Here is a 22,390-nt window from a genome sequence, read left to right as displayed (position 1 = left end):
AGCTAACAGACGTCTTATTAACCTAACAATCAAAGTTTATCATAAGGTTATGAAGTCTTCTATATGAGGATTCTAATATAATAGTACAAATCAAAGTTCTTTTTAATAATTTAATCCTGGCAGGGAATTATCAGCTTAAAAGCAGTACCAAGTCCCGGTTCCGATTTTATGTCAATGGAATAGTCTGCTCCATATATAAGGGATAAACGGCGGTATACATTAGGTAACCCGATTCTTCCCTGCTGATTTTTTACCGTTATATCTTTAAAATTTAGATCAACCATACCTTTGCCGTTATCTGAAACTGTAAAAATAATTTTTTCTCCCTGTTTTTTGGCGGACAGACAAAGTATCCCTCCGTTAGTCATTTCTTCAAATCCATGAAGGATTGCATTTTCAACAATGGGCTGCAGGAAGAACTTTGGAACTTTATAAAGCAGCAAATCATCCGGAATCTCTAGCTTTGTCTCAAAAACTCCCTCAAATCTCTTAGACATTATATTAATATAATTTATTGTCCATTGAATTTCATCGGAAAGAGGTATTTTCTCATATGTATTTTTAAATGAATAATGTAGCATTTCAGATAAACTTACAATTAAATCTGAAGTTTCATAATCCGCATTCATAATAGCCATCATATTTATTGTATTTAATGTGTTATACAGGAAGTGAGGATTTATCTGCATGGTCAGAGCCATGATCTGCGTATCTTTCTCTCTTAATGATATTTTATAATTTTCATTAATTAACCTTGTAATTTCTGTTTCCATATGATTAAAACTCTGCGTAAGGATTTTAAAATCTTTACCTCTTGGAACCGGTGTATCCGCACTAAAATCTCCTGTTGCAACCCGTTTTGCCGCTTTCGTAAGTATCTCTATGGGTTTGCTGATTGTTAAAGATAAAAGTGCTGCAATAATAACTGATAAAACAAGTAAAATTACAGTCAGCCACATTTGAGAACTCTGCATCTGCTCTTTTGTGGTCTGAACCACTTCCGTCATTGGAATTAGGCAAAAAGAAAACCAATTTCTTTCTTCTAAGGTATCATAACACAATAAATACTTAACACCTTTCATCCAATAGGAAGTATACCCTGAAGATGGTTTTAATTTGAGAATGTTATCAGGAACTAGTTCCGTTATAGGAAACAATTTATTATCTGAGGATATAATCTTCCCCTCCTCATTGGCAACCGCATAGATACTGCCTTTATAATTTACACTGGATTCATAAAGAGAAGCCAGTGTACTTTCCAATACTTGTATTATTAAAACAGGTCGTTCCTGATTTCCTTTCATTGCATACAACTTACCGTTTTGCAGATATTGAAAATTCATCTGTCTGACCATTGTAATGGGGTATTGATATTCGTAACCATTTTTTTTACCTAAATATTCCGTCTGAAACCATTTACCATAATCATAACCTGTTATCCAGTATGCCTGTCCCCCGGCTTTTGCAGCTTTTTCATCGAGTTTAAATCGTTTAATTTCTCCTATTGTTGGTTTCATAGATGTTTTATTTGCTTCGAATATCCATTTTGAAGTATACAAATATTTCGCATATACGGTATCATTTGCTGTAAACTGCTTTCCTAATACGTCAGATATAACCCGTTCTTCTTTTAAGTAATCACTGACCGTGAACTTGCCTATATTAGAAAAACAATCATAGCAGTCTTTATTATTTAAAAGCAAATAGGATACTTCCTCAATACGGTTCAGTGTAGTATTAATCAGATTATTATTTGTTTTTACGATGGACTGTACATTCCGTGAGGCTGCTTTCACCATATCATTCTCATATGTTTTCATTACCTGACTGTATATGACAAAAGAAGGAATAACTGCGAAAGCAGCTAATATAATTCCCAGTTTGGTACGCAGGCTCATGTACAAAATCCGTTCCATAAGTTTTTTTACCATTTTTTATGAGCCTTTCTGTATTGTTCCGGTGAAATATGATATTCCCTTCGAAACATCCTGTTGAAATAATTGCTGTCATTAAAACCGCATCGTAAAGAGATATCCTGTATTTTATCATTGGTATCCATTAATAAGCTGGATGCTAATTCCATTCTTAATTTTAAGACAAAAACACTGTAGGGCAGTCCCACTTTTTCTTTTAATTTTCCGGACAGATAATTGGGGTGGAAATGTATATATTCCGCTACCTTTTGCAGTGACAAGTCACTGTCCAGGTGAGATTTAATATACGTGATACATTCTTCCACCACGTCCGCGTGAATCGTATTCTGCATAGAGTACTGTACTGCCTGTTCCAATAACTGTTTTGAGATTTCAAACAGCTTATCAAAGGAATCACATTCCGCATACATCTGATAGGACCTGTTTAATAACTGATCATACTGCTCCTGTATCATTTTATTTTCTAATTCTTTTAAAATCAAAACAATCATAGAAGACACTCTGTGCTTAATTTTGTTGGGGTAACATCTGGTTTCATTTGACAATGCTTTTTTCATATCGTCTATAATATTGTATACTTGCTTAATATCGGAACCCCGTATTGCTCGATGCAGTTGATTTTCGAAAGAAACTGTGGATTTCGTCGGAATGTCCATAATGGTATGCATCTTATCAAAAGAAAAAACCCCTCCTCCGGTTTCATAGAAGTAAAATGCCAGCATCTCCTCCGCTTGCGTCAAAGCTTCTGCTGCCGATGCTGCCAGATTTAGCTTTGTATTAGATAACCCTGCCCAGAAAATAATATTGTTTTGTCGTAATTGTTTCAGGCAATATTCCAACTTTTGAGATACTTCCATGGCTGTTTCTTTTGGGAGCAATAAAGCTGCCTTATGTACTGATTTCTCAAAATCATTTGGCTGGGGAATTAAAAACATATGAGGAAATAAAAATGATATATGCTCCATTAAAGTGCATTGCTGCTGCCTGGTTAGTTGGTTTGGATAGTTATTTAAATCTGCAGTTTCCCCTCTCCACCTGATAAGAGCGACAGTACCGAATTCCTGTAATATGAGATATTTCTCTTGCTTTGATTTTATGATATCTGTATTTCCCTCTAAAACATCCTGCAAAATTTTTTGTTCTTCCCGTTTTTTAACTTCATTTGCTAAAAGCTGATATTGATTTAAGCTTTTTTCATTTTCAGATTCCTTTTGAATCTCCATTTGAACCTTTTGCAAAAGCTTTTGCACCTCAGATACACGAAAAGGTTTTATCAGATATTCAACGACCTTATATTTTATTGCATTCTGGGCATATTCAAATTCCTGATAAGCACTGATTAATATTATTTTCGTTCGGGGAAATTCATTATAAACCTTTTTAATCAACTCCATCCCACCCATAACCGGCATTCGAATATCCGTCAATACGATATCCACAGGTTTATTCGTCAAAATGTCATATACTTCTTTCCCATTGCTGCATGAGATGACCTCAAAGAACGGATATAGTTTATGGATAATTTCTGTCAGTACATTACGCTGCATTGTTTCATCATCTGCTACTACAATTCGTAATTGTGCCTCATTCATCATAAAAAATCACCTTCAAAAACCCTTTCTCCTGATTGTAAATAAAATCTCATTTACAAATTACTTATTATTTACATTTAACATTGAATATTGGCTATTTTTCCATAACATTATATATATTGAATAATTGAATAGCAAGTATTATTAAAAAAATATATATTATCACCATTCTAAAAAATTGGATTGTAATTTGGGTATCAAATCAGATGCCGAAGTTTTTTAGGTACGAGATTGTACGCTAAATCCTATAATAAGGCAAAAAAAAGAATCTGATCAACAATAATGCAAATCAGATTCCCTAATATTATTATACATAACCTTAAAGTTCCACCTTATACTCTTCTAAAATATCCTGCTCTCTGAACAGCTTTGAAACAACCTCCTCATAATCCTGTAGCTTTTCGGATTTTTTTATTTTTTTAGCGTATTTAACGTTATTCGTAAACATTGTAATCAGGTAAAACCAAATTTCTTTCATTTTAAACAAGACATTCCTGTCTCCAAAAAGCATACTTTTATAATCACTATAGATTTTATCGTGGAAATCTTTAAGAATTTCTTTATCCAGTCTGCCTTTACCGGTAATTTTGCCGGTTAATCCGGGGTTTACTAATAACCCTCTTCCCAACATAAAAGTATCAATATCAGGAAAATCATGGGCAAATGCCTTAAAATCGCTTACAGTAAATAAATTACCGTTATAACACAGCGGGTTTTTACTTAAGTTTACAGCATCTTTAAATATTTTAAGATTAGGTTTATTTTTATAAAAATCAGTCTGTACTCTGGGATGGATGATAAGCTCTTCCATAGAATATTGATTAAAAATTTCTATCAATTCATAAAACTCATCCGGATTGTCTTTACCAATTCTAGTTTTCACCGAGATCTTTGTTATGGAGCAGGAAAATATTTCGTCTAGAAATTTGTTTAATTCATCTTTTTTAGCAAGAAAGCCGGCGCCCTTGCCTTTCGAAACAACTGTGCCGGAAGGACATCCCAGATTTAAATTAATTTCATTATAACCCAATTCTTTTATTTTCTTAGAGGTATTAATAAAATCCCGGGCTTTATTGGTTAAAATCTGCGGTACTAAAACCAGGTTTTGATTATTCTCAGGTAATATGTCTTTGATTTCCCTGCTTTTAAATTTATCGTTCTGATTTGGTACAATAAAAGGTGAAAAGTATTTATCTATATTACCAAAATATTCTTTATGGGCATTTCGATAGATATATCCGGTCAAGCCTTCCATAGGCGCAAAATAAAATTTCATACTAGCAACTCCTTAATTCAAGTAATTTCTTTCAGTTGTTTCTATACTCTCTCCGGATGTCTTTTTATAAATTTTACCACCCCTATTAAGAAACTTCGTAACTTAAAGATAAACCTTGTTTTTTTATTAAAGATATATTAACTTCTTTTTATTTTTTTTGCAAATGAAATCGCCATCCTGTAAAATATTTTTCTTGGTAAAACTCTTGACAGGAAATGAAATACTTTTACATCAAAGGAAGTCTCCGATACAATTCTTTTCCTGTCTAAATCCCTCATAGAGACCGATACGATTTTTTCAGGAGATGTAAACTTCATAATTCCTTTTCTCTGCTTATTTACTTTCATACCCGCACTTTCATGAAAATCACTATCTATAAAACCCGGACAAATTACTTGTATCTGTATGTTGGTATCTGCAAGTTCCATATATAATCCTTCCGTAAAGGTTAATAAAAAGGTCTTTGTCGCGGCATATAAAACATTATGGGGCATTACCGCAAATGCACTTTCACTGGAAACATTAATAATAGTACCATTATTTCTGCTTAACATACCTTTTAATATGAAATGCGTCAAGGATACAACTACGTTAGTCTGTAAAAAGAGCAGTCCCTCCATTTCTTCTTTTGATAAATCGGAGAATACCGGCCGCAGACCATAACCGGCATTATTAATTAAAACTTCGATGCTTTCCTCACGGATTTCGTTTAATAAATAGTCAAGACCTTTTTGATTGGATAATTCAACAATAATAATTTTAATATGAACACCTGTCTGTGCCATGATTTCTTCTGCATTTTTTTCTAACTTTTCTTTTCTTCTTCCGGTTACTATTAAATCATAACCTCTTTTAGCATATTCCATGGCATATGCCAAACCTAAGCCACTTGTTGCTCCTGTTATTAATACTTTTCCTTTCATAATAAAATTCCTTTCACTTTAGATCTTAATCTTTAGGTTTGAGTGTCTATACTTTTTACAAGCCACTAACGTCGGGGAAATCAAGCCGTCCGGCTTGATTTTTGGACAGCGTCTTGACAAATACTTCTTGATTGATTGATTGTTCGTCATTGACTTTTGTTCACTCATTGTTCAAAATGAAAGACTGCAAAATAATTTAATTTGCAATCTTCTTTATTACTTATTTTATTACTTACATTATTATCTTTTTCATTATTTCAATTACATTATCAGCTTTTTCAGCTGAAGTTAAGTTCTCATCATTTAATATCGGTATTTCACCATACAAAATAAAAGCAGCACTTACTTTATAATCTTTTACTCTAATAAAACCTTTCTGCTTCAGTCTTAACAAAAACTGCTCCATATGGGGCCTCGCATTTTCACACATACTCATACTTAATTGTATATTAAACATTTCATTTCCTCTTTTGTGAAAGAAGTCATGATATTTTTCTTTCCCATCCGTTTTAATGAAATATTCTTTTATTTTTACCATGTAAGCCTCAAATGACTCTTCTTCACTGTCTAATATAGCTATAATTGGTTCCGAATATTCTTTTACATATTCTTTTAGTGCCGCTTGATAAAGTTCATATTTTGAGCTGAAATACTTATAACACAGTCCTGAAACTACTCCCACAGCTTTCGCAATATCTGTCATAGTTGTAACTTCATATCCTTTTTCAGCAAATAGTTTCATAGCGGTGTCCAGTATTTCCTGTTTTCTTACTTCAGGTTCCTTCGAAACTCTCATCTTTCCTCCTTTTGATTTAAAATTAATAATTTTAAATTTAAATCTTTTATTTCTTTAAGTATAATCCTTGAGTGATTGATTGTCAATGATTATTATTCACTCATATTGCATTCAACAATCAAGGGAAGTTATAAACTATAGCTAGTTACCTATAGCTTATAACCTTCCCTTATAATCATCATAAATTACTGTTCTTTTTTATTTAATTCATCCACTATTTTCTGCAAGTCCTCCATGGTTACGGATCCGTCTCCAAAGCTTATGACTCCCCGTATAGGCAAGTATTTCATCATGGCCATCAGCATATCCTGTGATAAGGCTTCTGATGCCGATGAATTAGATTCTTCCGGTTCTGCAGAAAATAATACGCTGCCTTTCATTAAATCGTCGATATATTTTTTAGCTTTAGGGTCTTCCATTAAATCTCCGATTGTCGTATCCGTGGTATAAACAAATGGAAGTTTTATTGTAGATTCCACCCTAATATCCGTGCTGCATACAATATCCCTTGAAGATTTTCCTATCATAATTCTGAAATCTCCAGTTTCCACATGCCAATCATGTATTCCTGTATTCCAGTAAGCAAATGCCCTCATTCCTAATTCAAACACTACGGTCTTCGTTTCGCCGGGTTTTAATTCTACTTTGGCAAATTCCTTTAATTCTTTCTCCGGACGTATCACCGTACTTTCCAAATCAGAAACATACAGCTGTACTACTTCTTTTCCTATTACAGTACCGGTATTGGTAACATCAACGAATACCCTGACTTTTTCTTTATCCGTAAGCTTTTCTTTACTTACTGTCAGATTGGAATAAGCAAATGTCGTATAACTTAAACCATATCCAAAGGGATAAAGCACATCCATTTTCTTCTTATCATAATAACGGTAGCCAACAAAAACTCCCTCGCGGTATTCCACTTTGTCCTTTTCTCCGGGATAAAACAGGTAAGATGGATTATCTTCTAACTTGAGTGGGAAAGTTTCAGGCAGTTTTGCGCTTGGATTAACCTTACCAAATAAGATATCCACACAAGCCCCGCCTACGGCCTGCCCGCTAAGATATGCTTCTATGATACCTTTTACCTCGTTTACCCATGGCATCTCCACAGGGGAGCCGTTATGCAGAACTACCACAGTATTGGGTTGAACCTTAGCAATCCTATTAATTAATTCATTCTGGCAGTTCGGCAGTCTCATGTGACTTCGGTCAAATCCCTCTGATTCAAAGGCATCCGGCAATCCGGCAAAAATAACAGCTGTTTTTGCCTTTTTTGCAGCTGCAACTGCTTCTTCTATCAGGTTTTCATCTATCTCATCTTTATAATCGATAAATCCCTGTGCAAATGTTACATTTGGTTTGTCGGACACTGCATCCCATGCTGAAGTTACCTTAAAACTATTGATATGGGAACTTCCGCCGCCTTGATAACGCGGTTCTTTTGCATATTTGCCAATAAATACAATGTCATCTTTCTCATTTAACGGAAGAACCTGATCATTTTTTAATAATACAATCGTTTCCTGTGCAATTTTTCTCGCTTTCTCATGATCTTTTTCACGGTTAAATACAGCCTTTGTATCACGGTTTTCCACATATCGGTAAACTATATTCAGGATTCTTTCACAGGCACGGTCGACAATCGATTCTTCAATTATATTATGTTTCACAGCTTCTACAATTAAACGGTCATTAATCCCCAAAGAAGATGGCATCTCCAGATCCAGCCCGGCTGCAAGATCCCTTACACGAGCGTTTACTGCACCCCAGTCACTCATCACATAACCTTCAAAACCCCATTCTTCTCTGAGTACTTTCGTTAAATATGTCTCATTTTCAGCGGCATATACTCCGTTTATTTTGTTGTAGGAGCACATAACAGTCCAGGGTTTCTCGTTGATGACTGCACCCTCAAACGCTGCCAGGTAAATTTCCCGTAAAGTTCTCTCATCCACTTCGGAGGAAGAAGACATTCTTCTTGTTTCCTGATTATTCGCCAAAAAATGTTTGATACTGGTGCCCACATTCTTACTTTGAACTCCCTTAATCAATGCACCTGCCATCTCCGTCGCTACATAAGGATCTTCAGAATAATATTCGAAATTCCTGCCGCATAAAGGAGAACGTTTAATGTTTACCGCCGGTCCTAAAATTACGCTTACTCCTTCCGCCTGACATTCATTGCCCAGTGTTTCTCCCATCTCACAAATCAACTCACGGTTAAAAGATGCAGCTGTTCCACAGCCTGCCGGAAAACATACTGCCTTAATACTGTCATTGATTCCAAGATGATCTCCCTCTTCCGCCTGTTTTCTAAGTCCGTGCGGCCCATCCGATACCATTACGGCGGGAACTCCAAGCCTCTCCACCGCTTTTGTGTGCCAGAAGTCTGCACCGGAACACAGGGATGCTTTTTCCTCCAGGGTCATTTTAGAAATTAGTTCTCTGATTTTTTCAGATGACATTTAGATCACTCCTTTATTTAAATTTAGGGTATAAGAAATCAACAAATATCCTTATAAAATAATTATTGATATAATTCAAGAACCATGATGTAGTCCTCTTCCTGCTCATTTATAATTTTAAACCCTAACTTTTGGTACAGTTTGAATGCATAATTATTCTTCGATACACTTAATGAGGCTTTTTTATAACCTTTCTCAGAAAGATACTGTATCATTTTATTCATTAAGGCAGTCCCGATACCTTGATTGCGGTATTCTTTCAATAATGAAATTGAGAATTCCGGTGTTTCCGAATCTAGGTACCCATAACCTTTAATCGGACCGGATAAAATCCTTACCCAGACCGCACCTACAATTTTACCTGTTACTTCAGCCACCAGGCAATAATCATCTTCTTTGCCAAAATCCTCAATATAGACTTTAATCTCAGGCCTCTGAATGATCTCTCTTGGTAAAAGATTATTTTCATCCGATTGATAAATTGCTTCATATAACATATCATCCAGAATATATCTTTCGTCTGACCGCATTTCTCTTATCTGATATATTTTATGGTTCATTACAAACCTCCCGTCCATTCCTTAACCCAAATAATACCTATTAATAACTCCATACTTATATACAAATATTAACAGATATCCTGCTGATACGGCAAGAACTTTTTCTTATTAACTTACAATAATTATATCTTTATAGAACTTATTTTATTGAAAATAGTTTTCAAGCTTTATCCCAAACACAATCTTTATAAAGCAAGTTTAATTTAAGAAAAAAAGAATGAAGAGAATTCCTTTCACGGATATAAACAATGGTGTCCAGCTGGGGTCGGTAAAAGCAGTTACTAATATATCTTCTTTATCAATAACAGCATCTTCTAGCTTTAAAATCACCCTCGCTCTGCCCTCGATTACTCCCGATGAAACCGGAATACCGACCAGCGCTCCTTGAGGTATCGTACCGGTATCGTATTCACCGGAAATAATCTCACCTTCCGAAGTAATGACACGAGGCGGTGTAAGTTTTTTATATGTCTCATAATCCTCTTTTCTCTTAATAATAATTTGATAATCAAGATTACCATGGTTAACTGCTTTCCTGAATTCTTCTAACGTTAAATAATAAATGTCCTCTTTGTCTTTTATAATACCCTCCTTCACAATAAATCAGCCTCTTTCATTAAAGCTTCCTTATATATATCAAAATGTTTTATAAAAGAATACTTCGGATATTCCCTAAAACCTACCAGACAGGTATTCATTAAATTAATGGATGATACTATGATAGGCTCGGAAGACTTAGTCAAAAGTGACCTTTCTTTTAATGAAAAAATTAAAAAAATGCAATCTTTTTCAGTAAATGCATCGCGTAACTTTCATGATAACTTCAAACAAATAGAGTTTATAAAAGACCCTGTCATTCAAAAATTTCTTGAGGAATATGGAAAAAATAAAACACTGCCTTTATATCTTAAACTAATTGAACAAGGACGTAAGGAAAATCTGCTCGATAAGGATATTTCTACGGATTCCATTATATTATTTATGGAAATAATAAATACGGCACTTCAATCTAATATAAGTCCGAAAGTAAGAAGTGATTTAGGCAAGTTATTTTTTTATGGTTTATTCGGAAGATCAGATAATTAGTATAAAACCGAATATTTCATGAACTTAAGGAAAAAATAAAAATGGAATATAATAAGTAAAGGAGTACTAATTATGGATAGGAAACGTGCAACTGAAATAAAATCTTCTCCGGATATGGTCAATGTCAGTTATAACGGAGAACCCATTTATATTGAAGACATTAATCCCAATAAGGATACTGCCAGTATTCATTACCTGAGCAGGCCTGAAAACAGCCAGGAAGTTCATTTAACCCAACTCGTGGAAGCAAAATAAATTTAACTGACAACTTTTATCACAGATAAGCCTGCTAATTAATATTGCATATATTTAACGAAAGGGCTGCTGCAAAGTCTTTATGCAACAGTCCCCTTTATTTTGCAACCATACCTGGCTTATCAGGTGTCTCTTTCTCTATTACTCCATCTGCAGTTTTTATTAATTAAACTGGCCCCTTTTCACACAATCATTCACAACTTTACGCCCAATATCCGGGTAATTCGTAATCATGGCATTCAGTCTGTTCTCACAAAGCATTATCATATCTTCTACATCATTTACCGTCCACACGCGAAGTTTTATACCTCTGTTTTTGCAATCCTCCATGAAATTCGGATACTGCAGGTTATATAGGGCCGGATGTAAGGCATCTACATGATATTTACTGGCATATTCCGGCATATCTAAAAATCCGTACTCATACAAAAACCCTGTTTCCGCACCAGGGTCTAATTCTTTTATTTTCATAATGGAAAAGTGATTAAAAGAGGAATATATAATACGTTTCTCAAGTCCCATCTTTCTGGTTAATTCCATTACTCTTTCTTCCAGGTCTTTATAAAAAATAATGGAATTCTTTAACTCTACATTAACCGTTAATCCGGTATCTTTAATAAGTGAGTAAACTTCCTCCAAGGTAGGAATCGTCACTTTACCAAACTCAGGAAATTTCTTATTGACGTTTAATTCTGACAATTCTTCATAGGTGAAATCCTTTACCCAGCCTTTTCCGTCGCTTACGCGGTCTACGGTTTCATCATGTATAATTACAAGCCTGCCGTCCTTAGTCATCTGTACGTCGAGTTCTATCCCATCAGCATCCATTTCGATTGCTTTTTTAAATGCTGCCAGTGTATTTTCCGGTGCATAACCAGAGGCACCTCTGTGTGCCCATACTTTTATTTTCTCCATCTATTTATTCCTTCCCTGATGTTCTAAAAAATTACCTTTTTTTATTTCTTCCTATAATTGTAATATACTCCTTTTATCGATTAAGTCAATCAGAACATCCAACCCACCTCAAAAAACCCTACTCTTCTTGAACAAAAGGTAAGGTTCATTCTTAGTGATAGCCAATCCTTTACAGTTTCAGCAAATTTCCTAACTCCTCCAAAGTTATTTTATCAATAATTTCATATCCGTTTCCCTGTCCAAGAGGTTTTATAATAACTGTCCCCATTTCAGGGATTTGTCCCAGACCAATCTGGCTTGGAAAATTGTGCCCAATAATAACTTTATTTGTTCCCTTGGGAAGTTCGATTTCTAACTTTTTTTGAAGAGTATTTAATATTTTCCGCTGCCACTCAGCCGAAATATTGGTACTCAGATTATTTATGTCGGCCCAAAACGGATCAACCTGAATAGTCGACCATCCAAAAGCCAACTGTGCTGTTTCTATGGCTCTGCAGAAGGGACTCGTTTGAATAAGATAATTTGTAGGTATACACAATTTACGTAAAATCTGACCATAATAAAACGCCTGCCATCTTCCCGTTTCAGAAAGATTTCTTTGTGTTAAACAATATCTGAAATTCAGGTGAGGCTGATCTTCTCCAATGGTGGCCTCCCCATGCCTTGCATACAGTACATATCCTCCTTCTCTTAGCAAATCGAGTATTTGTCCGTTCATTAACAATTCACCTGCAATAATTAATTAAATCAATACTACTGTATGATGGTTACCAGGAATTGTTAATTTATAATATAAAATCATCATGATTTTCAACCTTGTCCATAATAGAGTAGCTTTATTATACTTTGTCAGATTCATTAGTATATTGCATCGTTATCATTGTATAAATTTTCTCTGCAACATTACAAGGAGAAATATCACTTGTATCTATTTTGATTGAATCAAGGTGTTCAAAATATTGGAGTGATCTTTTACTGACATCTAACCACTCCTGTATTCTCCATTCATTGACTTTATCTTTATGCCACCTGTCTTCCAACGACACTGCATTACATGTCAAAGTTATTTTAACTAGTTCAAATTCCATATCTGAAATATTATTTGTAATATTTTCATATACCTCTTCATTATCTATCACCCAATTGAAAACTACATAGTCACACTCACTGCATCTAAGATAATTTCGTATTATAAAGCAGATGTTATCTATTGCCATAGCTTTTGTCTCTTTATTTGCCACAAATGGATGCAAATCAAAACACCAGTCACCGTCAAGAAATGCTGATTTATTTAACTTATTACATAACATTTTACTAACTGTTGTTTTTCCGACTCCCATTGGTCCATTAATAATTATAACTTTTTTCATAACCAGATAACCTCTTTCATTCCTAGCCCGGCTACAAAATCTATTGAAAAACAAATCCGCCGGTTTATTCTTAATCAGTGTTTTACATTTCATTTATTACTATATCTCTATAAAGTTGCACTGCCAACCAGGCAATTGCAAAATTAATTGAAATAAACTTAACTCCGCGAGTTTATACTCAAAAAATTTCACTACTGCCCTTATTGTTAATATTAATGCATCTATTATACTTTGAAATCACAATTTGCCTTTTTCACTTTACATCTTTACTTCCACCGTTACAGAATACCACTCTTTATTAAAATAAGTCTCGGCATATTCGATTACTTTACCGGACTCATCCACTGTAGTTCTTTTAACAAAAAATGTATCCGTATTTTTTTTAACATTCATTAATTTAGCAATTCTGCTGTCATTCACTTCTTTAATAGAATAATTCTCATTAGCTAAGACCGGAACAATATTAAACTCGGCCAATGTCTTATAAAATGATTTATTTTCAAGAATTCTCTGTGCCTGTTCCAGGCTAAGCATATTACTGTCCATAAAGGAACTTTGATAAGCAATCGGTTCATTATTGGCAAGTCTTATTCTTCTTACACATACGATTTTCTGATTATGAGGTATTAGTAATTTTTCTGCAATACTCTCGTTCACAATTTCCTCTATTTTATCAACTTGCATATCAATCTTATAACCCTGTTGTATTAATTCATCACTAAAGCTGATGGATGTCAGTCTGCGGTTCATATGCTTTTTGGCAACGAAAGTTCCTAACCCCTGCACACCAACCAGATAATCTTCATTAATCAGATCATCAAAGGCTTTTCTGACTGTAATTGTTGATACATTATATTTTTCCTTAAGTACAGATCCACTGTCAACTTTATCACCCGGTTTTAATTCACCTGACTTAATTGCGTCTATAATATCCTGTTTGATTTGTAAATACTTTGGTACTTGATATTCCATAAAAATACATAACCTCCTCATATGTTAACATAATCACTGCTTTCTATTATAACATGACATTTAAAAAGTGCCAATCTTAGTATTGCAGTGAAATTCAGTTTTATGTTTACTTATTCGGGGAATTTAGCTACTGCCGACCTTGTAGTTTCAACTGCCCGGTTCGCCAGTTCTTCTATCGAAAGACCACGATTATCAGTCATACCTATTTCCATCAATGCCATAGCATTTAAACCGGCTGCCGTATAATACTTTCCAGGATGAGATACACAAATCTCTGCGGCAACACGAAATGGTGTAGCTCCCAGCAAATCACAGACAAATAATACTTCTTCCTCTTCATTAAACTCCTGTAATAGTAAGTCAACCTTATTTTTAAAACTGTATAAATCATCTTCTTTGGTTAGATCAATAAAATGCATAAATTCCGGTATCCCGACTATCATCTCCAAATTTAATTTTACACCTTTGGCATAACCGCCATGTCCCATTACTACTACTATCATATATAATTCTCCTTTGGTTTTATATTTTCTACCGTGGATAATCCGTTCCTTTTCATTTGCTGCTAAGCAGAGGTACACGGATAACAACTGCCAGCTGTATTGATTTAACATAGTAATCCGCGCTAAATTGAATAAATATTTGCAATTTTTCTTTATATAGAGGGTACCTTTTAGACGTATCATTTAGCGTCTAAAAGTACCCTCTATTTCATTTTATATCAATTATGTTTGGTTTAAATATTATAATTTCTAACAGAATATGTTTTAAAACTGTGTACTTATAAAAGTATATTGGACTTTTGATACTCAAATCTATCTATAATTATTTATAGAATCCTGTTGCATATCCGATCAGCGTAAGCAGGCAGGCCATTACAAGAATTAATCCCATCAGTTTAAGCGGTGACCATTTTTTCTTGGAATATAAGTAATATACAACTAAGGTTAATAATAAAGGTAACATTTTAGGGAAAATAGAATTAACAATTTTATCAGCATCGAAAATAACCTGATCTGCTAACATTTTGCCTGTTGTAGCATCAAATACATCCCGGATGATTTGAATCGGCAAAGTGAAATTAACAAAAGATGCCGTTAATGCACCAACTACGATTAAACCTAACACCGTCATGGTATCGGTTAAGGAACTAAGTTTCCCGGTTGACATGAATCCCTGCATACCCTCAATACCGGATTTATAACCCAGTTTAAATAAATACCAGCTTAATAAACAGGTTCCGGTCGGATATACCAGCATATAGATCACCGGTCCTAACCATCCAAAACTTTGAGAAGCCTGTGAAATAGACAGACAAATGGTTAGGAGGATAGGTATAAAGGTTGCAACCCATAAGGAATCTCCAATGGCGGAGGTTGGACCGATCAAAGCAACCTTAACGCTATTTATTAATTCAGGAGTACAGGCTTTATTGGCATTTGCTTCTTCCAGTCCGCAGACAACACCGTTGCATATGGACCCAACCTGGGATTCTGTATTAAATAGAGTAATATGTCTTTCTAACGCTTCTGCTTTTTCTTCTTTTGTATCATATAACTCGTCAATCACTGGTGCCATTGACTGTCCGAAAGCCAAACCCAGCATACTTTCTGCCTGTTGTGAACATCCATTCCAGAAAAACCAATTAAAGAAAGATTTTTTTAGCGTTTTATCACTGATTTTCTTCATTATATTGTTTCTCCTTTCTTAGCTTCTAAGCCTGAGTTTATAACATAATACAGAACAGCAGCGAGTATTGCTACGACAGCGACTGCCATAGTACTTAGATTGAAATAGGTAACCAGGATAAATCCAATCAGGAAAATAGCAATATGATACTTTTTCTTTAATAAGAAAGATAGGATAATTCCCATACCTAAGGCAGCCATCATACCACCAAAGATACCTAATGCCGTAGTAACCCAGCCAGGTATTATGGATGCAAAATCACCCTGAGCGGAAGCTGCAGTCATCGAAGTAAGTAATATTACAGCAGGAATAAAACGACAGGCAAAACCGATTAGTTGCCCTAAAACAAGATTCGGAACAAACATTTTTTTTGTTTCACCTGCTTTTGCATATTTATGTGCCACTACATTCAAAGGTAAATTTAATGCATAGGAAATATTCCACATAATCTGTCCGATTAAACCGCCGATACCGGCAAATACTACCGCTAAACCAATAACCTGTGTAGTGTCTAACCCTTTGCCGAAAACAAGTGCGCCTGCAACACCGATATAGGTAGCGTAAGATAAATCCCAGGCAACAGCACCGCCGGGTGTCACATTACCCATATACATAATTTGCAGGGCAATACCAACTAATACAGCAGTTTGAACATCCCCCATAATTATTCCAACAGCTAAGGATGCTACCAATGGCCTTCCTAATGTATACCAGCCAATCGTATTACCAACGATAGAGCCAATTGAACCCAAATACACGAATAGAGCGATTAAAATTATTTGATAAATTTGCATAATCTTCTCCTCTTCTAATTATATAGATTTTTTAAATACTTCCCAACTTGTTTTAGTCGTTGACGGTAATTGTTGAAAACAAACTTCCGTTCCATTTGAAACTACGTTATCAATAATTCTCACATCATTTTCGCTTAAATAGAATATCCCCGTAGCACCGCTTACTTTATGGATTGTATTATCGCGTTTCGCAAGGTTTCCCAATATAACCAGTTCAGCGCTTTGTATTTCTTCTTTCAAATCTTCTAATTTACCGGGAAATTTAACAATAACCAGACGATTCCCATTGCTCTCTTTCGCCAATAAATTTCTCGCTTCTTCTGTGGTCAGGATAAATGTTTTATAGGTTGATGGTACACCCATTGTCATGATTGATTTCAGCATCGGATTTTTAGCGCTTACATCATCGATTGCAATTATTTCCTTAATAGACAGTGTCGGACACCATGCTACAATTGTCTGCCCATGAATCAATCTGTCATCCACTCGTATATATGTCTTTGCCATTTTACTACCCCCTCCTTTCTTTGATAATCCCTTTAGCTTACATATCCCATTTGTACATTTTATTAATCCTGTCAGTTCCTATATGCATTTTCTTATAAATCCTTTATTATCAGCAAGCCGCTTTTTCGCTTCTACCTGGTCTACACCTGTCAGGATCATAACAATTGCTTCCTTGATGGAAACTTCCGTTTCTTCTAAGGTTTTGGCTGCTGTCCCTAAATCACACCCGGTGCTTTCCATAACAATCCTTTTAGCTCGTTCTATCAGTTTAAGATTTGTTGCTTTCATATCAACCATCAGATTTCCATATACCTTACCTATTCCAACCATAGCTGCCGTAGAAATCATATTTAAAATAATTTTCTGGCAGGTTCCGGCTTTTAAACGGGTAGACCCGGTTAAAATCTCAGGACCTGCATCCACTTCAATGGCTTCATCTGCATATTCTGATAACTTAGCACCTTTGTTACAGGAGATACTGATACATTTGGAATTACATTTTTTAGCATATTTTAAAGCACCGATTGCGTAAGGAGTTCTTCCCGATGCAGCAATTGCAACAACAACGTCTTCTTCCCCTATTTTTATAGCTTCCAGATCACTGGCAGCAAGTTCCTCCGAATCTTCCGCACCCTCAACTGCCCTCACAAAAGCTTTGTCTCCACCTGCAATAATACCGGTTACCTCATTTGTAGTAGAAAAGGTCGGAACACATTCTACAGCATCAAGAATTCCCAATCTTCCGCTTGTTCCTGCACCCATATAGATCAATCTGCCTTTCTGATCAAGAGCTTCAATTACTAAGCGGATACTTTTTTCAATCTGGGGTAATGCTTCTTTAATAGTATTAATAACGTTTTGGTCCTCTTCATTCATGATACGGATTAGTTCCATGGTAGTCATAGTATCCAGATTCAATGTTTTCGGATTGCGGCTTTCTGTCTTTAAATGGTCAATATTCACTTTTGTTTTCCTATCCATAGTATCTACCATAATTTATTCTCTATCAGGCTGGCATACATATAGGCAACAGTGAAACCATTATTATTTGATTCAATCTGACGTACCTTACCAATGGTTGAATAGTAATCATTATATGGAAAATCATTAATTTCACCACGGAACACGGAGTATTCTCTAAGTCCTGTAAACCACTGTTCTATTTCTTCCGGTTCAAGCTTAAAGTATGCCTGTGGAATAAAACCAACCAAATCCTCGAACGTTTCTCCATATACTAACCTTATAGAGCTTCCCCTCTCACGTAAACGCTTTACCGCGTTTGTCACCGCGTCATGCGTGTTAATATGTCTTGGATGCATGGAACCTCTCCAGTGCGTGATTACCAGATCTACTTTTTCATCTGCGAAATACTGTTCCAGTCTTAAGGAAAACTCTTCCAAAGACGGCATATTGCTGGATACATAACCAAGCCATATAGTATCCCCGTTTAATTTTTTTGCAGCACATTTATTTTGTTCTAATAGTTGCTGTAAATAATCACGTTTTGCTTCTTCTGCCGCATTCGGATCTTCCAAACGCCCTTGGGTAACATGAATATAAGTACAATGCGCTCCGTCTTTTGCATACTTTAACATAATAGGCCCTCCCAATAACTCAGCATCCAGGGAATGAGCTCCTATACTTACTACTCTTTTTATTTCACTCATAGTTTCCTCCTCTTAGATTAATTTTTGATAATCCACATAGGTTCTAAACACCTGAACACCATGCCGTTCATAAAATCTTCTGCCCGGTGCATCCGTTGAGACAAAATATAAGTGATAGATTCCCCGTTTTTCCATTTCGAACTGCATGATATCAAATAATATTCCGCCAATTCCAAAATTCCTGACCTCATTTTTCACTCCGATGGGCCCAAAGCGCATCGGGTTACCATCAATCATTCTCATACAAAAGCCGACAATTTTTTGTTCTGAATTCAATACAAGGAGAATACAATCTTCCGCCGTATTATTTTGCATGGCCATTAATGCATTTCGTTTCCAGCCTCCTCCGAATTCATTTTTTAAAAATTCAAGTAATTCTATGGAGTATTTGTAATCAAAATTCTGAAAAGTAAATCCGGCTTCCTGAGCTTTGGCTTGTTTATCCAAACTTTCTTCACTGATTTGATAACCGTGTAAATCCTTACACATGGAGTAACTTTCTTTCCCTGGAATATAACCCACTTTATCAAAAAATTGTATAGCCTCCTTGTAATTCTCTTTATCAATACCAGGGAAAAAATAATTTGGGCTGTAAGCGCCTAGCGTCACTGTTTCAACACCCAATGATTTTAATATTACTTCCGTATGTTCCACCAGGGCAGCAGCAATACCCTTTCGTCGGTAATCCTTATGAACAAATAAAACATTGATCCAGCCCCTCGTCGGTTCCAGTCCTCTTTCAAGGTATGGAAACTTTCTTTTTGTTGCAAGCAGGAAACCAACAACAAGTTCTTCTTCCAGTGCAATAAAACACAATTCTGAATCAAAGTTATCATCAAATAATGCCTGTTTTCTAAATTTGTGGATGGTAATCGGATCCATGGTCAGAGTTTTATTCCAAAGCTCTACCACTTCTTTTTCATATTTTTGACTATAGTTTATTATCCGCACTTTATTCCTCCTCTCTGTCTTTTAAATATATCGTGTATCTCCGCTTGTCATGTTGATATGTTTATATGTTGTTATGTTAATATGTTAAGTGAGTTTATTGTAGCATATTAACTTAATGATTACAATAGTTATTTTTACACAGTTTACAACAAATTAACTAAAAAGCATATTTTCTCAGTGCACATTGTTCAAATATGAGCTAAAATCATAGATTAATATATAGAGTCTGCCTAGTACAAGCCACTTTTTATTATCTCTAATAGTAGATAAAAAAATGACCAATTGAACATTTCTGTCCTAATCAGTCATTTTTTCTTGTCTATAGAATTTCTGCATATCTTTCGTTTAAATTCGTCTTATTCTTTGCCTATCTTGTCACTCTTAATTTTTATTCCACTCCCGCTTTTAGCGCTTCGCTCATAGAAACTGCATTCACTTTCTTTGCACATAGCAATTTACTAAGCTGATACGTCAACATAATTGCGGCAAAACAGAACACTACATAAACCGGGCTTATGATAGTTGGAAGCACTAAATTGATCATGTCACCAAGATAACCATACATAGCGCCCATTGATACCGCCATAATTGGAATACTGATTATAAATCCACCAATGAGTACAAAGGTTGAACTGTTTAGTATCAGCGATTTGATTTCCCTATATCTGTATCCAAATATCTTAAACAATGAGATAGTATTTTTATTTTCCTCAATAATCAATGAGGTTACAAGATAGAGAATAATCAGACCTACAACACAGGAAATTACCGTCATTGCCACCACCATGGAAACCATCGGACCTAACAATTCATCCATTGCATTTGAGACCTCACTCAACGATTTTATGCCTGAGAGTTTATCCTCCGGAATAGAAAGCTTTTTGGTACTCCAAATTCCCATATAACTATTTTCGGGAATACCAAGTTTCTTATTAAATTCGGCCATGGGCATGAATATAAACTGTCCTGCATAGGTATCGGCCACTGCGTCAATATGAAAAGTATAAGTTTTTCCATCCTGCTTATTTATGACACTAACAGTTTCCCCGGCCCGAATGCCAAGCCGATCCGCCAAAGGTTTTGTAATGTTTATCTGATCATTCGGAATCGGATTATCTTTTTTATCCTTTAACGTTAATATTGTGGAATCAGGTTCTACACCGGTAACATAAAATTCGATTTCTTCCTGGCCTTTCGGATAAAATCTTCCGGCTGAGAATACTTCTGCCCCCTCCGGAGCTTCACCATATTGAATGTCTTTAAAGGCATATTCATATTCAAATTTATAAGTACCATTCGTGCTGTTATTAAATACATAATTCATAGAATTCATTATCGTAAATCCTAAAAGCATAAGAACAGACGCAATGGTAACACCCAATAACAGAAATACAAGACGTGATACACTTCTAAGCTGCTCCCGAAGTTTAAATTTTGCATGAAATGATAATCTTTCCAGCTTAAATATACGTTCTAAGGCATTAACCTTGTTGTTTTGTTTGTCTCCTTTCATAAGTTCTGCCGGGGAACGTTTTAGTTCCAAACGAATTACACCGTAGCTGCTAAGACCTAAAAACAGGACCGGAGTCAAAATTCCTAATAAGACATTCAGAAAATTTAGTTCAATACCATTCACGGGTACGTTATAATATGAAATCATGGCCATTACCGCAGGTGCGATGGATGGAAGTGCAGATAGACTGCCAATTATGCCGCCCGTTAAAGCCAGAATTATTGGAATTGCCATATAGTGCCTGATTAATTCACGTCTTCGGTAACCTTGGGCATAAAGTGTCCCTATGATCACTGATTCATGGCGTATCATACGCCAAATCATAATGCCGATTATTAAGCAGCACATAAGAAACATTGCAGACGGCAGGGGTACACTCATGGTTTTCATACCTGTTATGGATGCCCAGGCCATTCTGGCACGTTTATTGTTCATAATATCAATCCATTCAGACTCTGTAATTCCCTCATCATGCAGACGTTCCCTAAGTTGTACCGCTTGTTCATTAATACTCTGACTTCTGTTATTAAATCTGACGGAATATATAACCGAAGCATTATCTAAACCGTTAAAATCTTCGCTATTTATAACTCCAACTCCAAAAATATCAGGTGAGTTCATAATATCGTTAACATTTTTTAATGGGTAGATATAATGAGGCAAGGACACAAAACCTACGACACTGAATGTTTTGCCTCCTGCATTGATACTACTCCCGACAGGATAACCGTTTGCTTTGGCAAAAGAAGGATCAAGCAGTATTTCTCCTGGGCCGGAAAGAGGCTGTCCTTCTGTTACAGCCGGAATGTTCACCTTTTTCGTATTACTAAGGAGCCGAAGTGTAAGAGTATCAGAAAGAGCCGCATCGAAGCTCTTTGACTCCTCGATTAAAGCATTAAAATCTTTCTCTAATTTTTCACTATCTGCAATTGGCTTATCAGTTAGAAAGGACAAATCTTCCTGCTTATTTCCTTCTGTAAAGGAAGTAACCAAATCACCCAGATTCTCAGCTATTCCTGTAGCTACTAAAAATGTATAACTTCCAAGGATAATTAATATAAGAACTCCGAGATACCGTATAACATTTTCTTTCAATATTCGAAAAACTCTCCTATTTAATGC

22 protein-coding genes are annotated in these 22,390 nt (G+C 35.4%); 2 read left to right on the top strand and 20 right to left on the bottom strand.

The window, feature by feature from the left end:
- Positions 1-110: 110 nt before the first annotated feature.
- From RBU59_RS24070 to RBU59_RS24035, 8 genes are all read right to left on the bottom strand, one after another.
- The gene (locus RBU59_RS24070; RefSeq protein WP_308145013.1) at positions 111-1,931 is read right to left on the bottom strand and encodes a sensor histidine kinase; all 1,821 of its coding nucleotides are present in this window, start codon (positions 1,929-1,931) and stop codon (positions 111-113) included.
- A complete protein-coding gene (locus tag RBU59_RS24065; RefSeq protein WP_308145012.1) occupies positions 1,925-3,529 on the bottom strand; it encodes a response regulator transcription factor in 1,605 nt (534 codons plus the stop codon). The genes RBU59_RS24070 and RBU59_RS24065 overlap by 7 nt, the downstream gene beginning before the upstream one ends.
- A 316-nt stretch (positions 3,530-3,845) precedes the next feature.
- Positions 3,846-4,802, bottom strand: coding sequence for a tRNA dihydrouridine synthase (locus RBU59_RS24060; protein ID WP_308145011.1), 957 nt, complete (start codon positions 4,800-4,802; stop codon positions 3,846-3,848).
- Between the two features lie 137 nt (positions 4,803-4,939).
- The gene (locus RBU59_RS24055; RefSeq protein ID WP_308145010.1) at positions 4,940-5,725 is read right to left on the bottom strand and encodes an SDR family NAD(P)-dependent oxidoreductase; all 786 of its coding nucleotides are present in this window, start codon (positions 5,723-5,725) and stop codon (positions 4,940-4,942) included.
- Positions 5,726-5,957: 232 nt separating this feature from the next.
- A complete protein-coding gene (locus tag RBU59_RS24050) occupies positions 5,958-6,521 on the bottom strand; it encodes a TetR/AcrR family transcriptional regulator (protein WP_308145009.1) in 564 nt (187 codons plus the stop codon).
- A gap of 185 nt (positions 6,522-6,706) precedes the next feature.
- Positions 6,707-8,989: a glycoside hydrolase family 3 C-terminal domain-containing protein gene (locus RBU59_RS24045; RefSeq protein WP_308145008.1), complete on the bottom strand. Its 2,283-nt coding sequence runs from the start codon at positions 8,987-8,989 to the stop codon at positions 6,707-6,709.
- Between the two features lie 62 nt (positions 8,990-9,051).
- Positions 9,052-9,549, bottom strand: coding sequence for a GNAT family N-acetyltransferase (locus tag RBU59_RS24040; protein ID WP_308145007.1), 498 nt, complete (start codon positions 9,547-9,549; stop codon positions 9,052-9,054).
- 198 nt (positions 9,550-9,747) lie between these two features.
- Positions 9,748-10,146: a hypothetical protein gene (locus RBU59_RS24035; protein ID WP_330698395.1), complete on the bottom strand. Its 399-nt coding sequence runs from the start codon at positions 10,144-10,146 to the stop codon at positions 9,748-9,750.
- Between the two features lie 120 nt (positions 10,147-10,266).
- On the opposite strand from RBU59_RS24035, the gene RBU59_RS24030 reads away from it, so the two are divergent.
- Both RBU59_RS24030 and RBU59_RS24025 read left to right on the top strand, forming a co-directional pair.
- Positions 10,267-10,635 carry a hypothetical protein gene (locus tag RBU59_RS24030; protein ID WP_308145006.1) on the top strand — a complete coding sequence of 123 codons (369 nt, stop codon included), beginning with the start codon at positions 10,267-10,269 and terminating at the stop codon, positions 10,633-10,635.
- A 72-nt stretch (positions 10,636-10,707) separates the two neighbouring features.
- A complete protein-coding gene (locus tag RBU59_RS24025) occupies positions 10,708-10,890 on the top strand; it encodes an H-type small acid-soluble spore protein (RefSeq protein WP_308145005.1) in 183 nt (60 codons plus the stop codon).
- Positions 10,891-11,052: 162 nt separating this feature from the next.
- Here RBU59_RS24025 and RBU59_RS24020 read toward each other — a convergent pair whose 3' ends face one another.
- From RBU59_RS24020 to RBU59_RS23965, 12 genes are all read right to left on the bottom strand, one after another.
- Positions 11,053-11,805 carry a glycerophosphodiester phosphodiesterase gene (locus RBU59_RS24020; RefSeq protein ID WP_308145004.1) on the bottom strand — a complete coding sequence of 251 codons (753 nt, stop codon included), beginning with the start codon at positions 11,803-11,805 and terminating at the stop codon, positions 11,053-11,055.
- A gap of 169 nt (positions 11,806-11,974) precedes the next feature.
- Complete coding sequence (locus RBU59_RS24015) at positions 11,975-12,523, bottom strand: histidine phosphatase family protein (protein WP_308145003.1); 549 nt, start codon at positions 12,521-12,523, stop codon at positions 11,975-11,977.
- A gap of 121 nt (positions 12,524-12,644) precedes the next feature.
- Positions 12,645-13,268, bottom strand: coding sequence for an AAA family ATPase (locus tag RBU59_RS24010; protein WP_308145002.1), 624 nt, complete (start codon positions 13,266-13,268; stop codon positions 12,645-12,647).
- Positions 13,269-13,433: 165 nt separating this feature from the next.
- Positions 13,434-14,147: a GntR family transcriptional regulator gene (locus RBU59_RS24005; RefSeq protein ID WP_308145001.1), complete on the bottom strand. Its 714-nt coding sequence runs from the start codon at positions 14,145-14,147 to the stop codon at positions 13,434-13,436.
- Between the two features lie 110 nt (positions 14,148-14,257).
- On the bottom strand, positions 14,258-14,650 hold the full coding sequence (locus RBU59_RS24000; protein ID WP_308145000.1) for a PTS sugar transporter subunit IIA: 393 nt from the start codon (positions 14,648-14,650) through the stop codon (positions 14,258-14,260).
- A 322-nt stretch (positions 14,651-14,972) separates the two neighbouring features.
- Positions 14,973-15,836, bottom strand: a complete 864-nt coding sequence (locus RBU59_RS23995) for a PTS system mannose/fructose/sorbose family transporter subunit IID (RefSeq protein WP_308144999.1) — start codon at positions 15,834-15,836, stop codon at positions 14,973-14,975.
- The gene (locus tag RBU59_RS23990; RefSeq protein WP_308144998.1) at positions 15,836-16,630 is read right to left on the bottom strand and encodes a PTS sugar transporter subunit IIC; all 795 of its coding nucleotides are present in this window, start codon (positions 16,628-16,630) and stop codon (positions 15,836-15,838) included. Before RBU59_RS23990 ends, RBU59_RS23995 begins: the two co-directional genes overlap by 1 nt.
- A gap of 18 nt (positions 16,631-16,648) precedes the next feature.
- Positions 16,649-17,137: a PTS system mannose/fructose/N-acetylgalactosamine-transporter subunit IIB gene (locus RBU59_RS23985; protein ID WP_308144997.1), complete on the bottom strand. Its 489-nt coding sequence runs from the start codon at positions 17,135-17,137 to the stop codon at positions 16,649-16,651.
- Between the two features lie 78 nt (positions 17,138-17,215).
- The gene (gene murQ, locus RBU59_RS23980) at positions 17,216-18,130 is read right to left on the bottom strand and encodes an N-acetylmuramic acid 6-phosphate etherase (RefSeq protein WP_308144996.1); all 915 of its coding nucleotides are present in this window, start codon (positions 18,128-18,130) and stop codon (positions 17,216-17,218) included.
- Positions 18,124-18,804 (bottom strand): PIG-L deacetylase family protein, encoded by a 681-nt coding sequence (locus tag RBU59_RS23975; protein WP_308144995.1) that lies wholly within the window; start codon positions 18,802-18,804, stop codon positions 18,124-18,126. Before RBU59_RS23975 ends, murQ begins: the two co-directional genes overlap by 7 nt.
- Positions 18,805-18,816: 12 nt before the next feature.
- Entirely contained in the window at positions 18,817-19,755 is a 939-nt protein-coding gene (locus RBU59_RS23970; protein ID WP_308144994.1) for a GNAT family N-acetyltransferase, read from the bottom strand.
- Positions 19,756-20,143: 388 nt separating this feature from the next.
- On the bottom strand, positions 20,144-22,363 hold the full coding sequence (locus RBU59_RS23965) for an ABC transporter permease (protein ID WP_308144993.1): 2,220 nt from the start codon (positions 22,361-22,363) through the stop codon (positions 20,144-20,146).
- Positions 22,364-22,390: the final 27 nt, after the last annotated feature.

Origin of the sequence: Anaerocolumna sp. MB42-C2, assembly GCF_030913705.1 — a bacterium.
Lineage (GTDB): Bacteria > Bacillota > Clostridia > Lachnospirales > Lachnospiraceae > Anaerocolumna.
This window is presented reverse-complemented; position numbering and strand designations above follow the sequence as displayed.

Coding starts and splice junctions, on each gene's coding strand:
- RBU59_RS24060 (WP_308145011.1), bottom strand. CDS start 4,802: ATGAAATTTTATTTTGCGCCTATGGAAGGCTTGACCGGATATATCTAT.
- RBU59_RS24055 (WP_308145010.1), bottom strand. CDS start 5,725: ATGAAAGGAAAAGTATTAATAACAGGAGCAACAAGTGGCTTAGGTTTG.
- RBU59_RS23985 (WP_308144997.1), bottom strand. CDS start 17,137: ATGGCAAAGACATATATACGAGTGGATGACAGATTGATTCATGGGCAG.
- RBU59_RS24030 (WP_308145006.1), top strand. CDS start 10,267: ATGATAGGCTCGGAAGACTTAGTCAAAAGTGACCTTTCTTTTAATGAA.
- RBU59_RS24045 (WP_308145008.1), bottom strand. CDS start 8,989: ATGTCATCTGAAAAAATCAGAGAACTAATTTCTAAAATGACCCTGGAG.
- RBU59_RS23995 (WP_308144999.1), bottom strand. CDS start 15,836: ATGAAGAAAATCAGTGATAAAACGCTAAAAAAATCTTTCTTTAATTGG.
- RBU59_RS24010 (WP_308145002.1), bottom strand. CDS start 13,268: ATGAAATGTAAAACACTGATTAAGAATAAACCGGCGGATTTGTTTTTC.
- RBU59_RS24065 (WP_308145012.1), bottom strand. CDS start 3,529: ATGATGAATGAGGCACAATTACGAATTGTAGTAGCAGATGATGAAACA.
- RBU59_RS24020 (WP_308145004.1), bottom strand. CDS start 11,805: ATGGAGAAAATAAAAGTATGGGCACACAGAGGTGCCTCTGGTTATGCA.
- murQ (WP_308144996.1), bottom strand. CDS start 18,130: ATGGTAGATACTATGGATAGGAAAACAAAAGTGAATATTGACCATTTA.
- RBU59_RS24040 (WP_308145007.1), bottom strand. CDS start 9,549: ATGAACCATAAAATATATCAGATAAGAGAAATGCGGTCAGACGAAAGA.
- RBU59_RS24050 (WP_308145009.1), bottom strand. CDS start 6,521: ATGAGAGTTTCGAAGGAACCTGAAGTAAGAAAACAGGAAATACTGGAC.
- RBU59_RS24070 (WP_308145013.1), bottom strand. CDS start 1,931: ATGGTAAAAAAACTTATGGAACGGATTTTGTACATGAGCCTGCGTACC.
- RBU59_RS23975 (WP_308144995.1), bottom strand. CDS start 18,804: ATGAGTGAAATAAAAAGAGTAGTAAGTATAGGAGCTCATTCCCTGGAT.
- RBU59_RS24005 (WP_308145001.1), bottom strand. CDS start 14,147: ATGGAATATCAAGTACCAAAGTATTTACAAATCAAACAGGATATTATA.
- RBU59_RS24015 (WP_308145003.1), bottom strand. CDS start 12,523: ATGAACGGACAAATACTCGATTTGCTAAGAGAAGGAGGATATGTACTG.
- RBU59_RS24025 (WP_308145005.1), top strand. CDS start 10,708: ATGGATAGGAAACGTGCAACTGAAATAAAATCTTCTCCGGATATGGTC.
- RBU59_RS23990 (WP_308144998.1), bottom strand. CDS start 16,630: ATGCAAATTTATCAAATAATTTTAATCGCTCTATTCGTGTATTTGGGT.
- RBU59_RS24000 (WP_308145000.1), bottom strand. CDS start 14,650: ATGATAGTAGTAGTAATGGGACATGGCGGTTATGCCAAAGGTGTAAAA.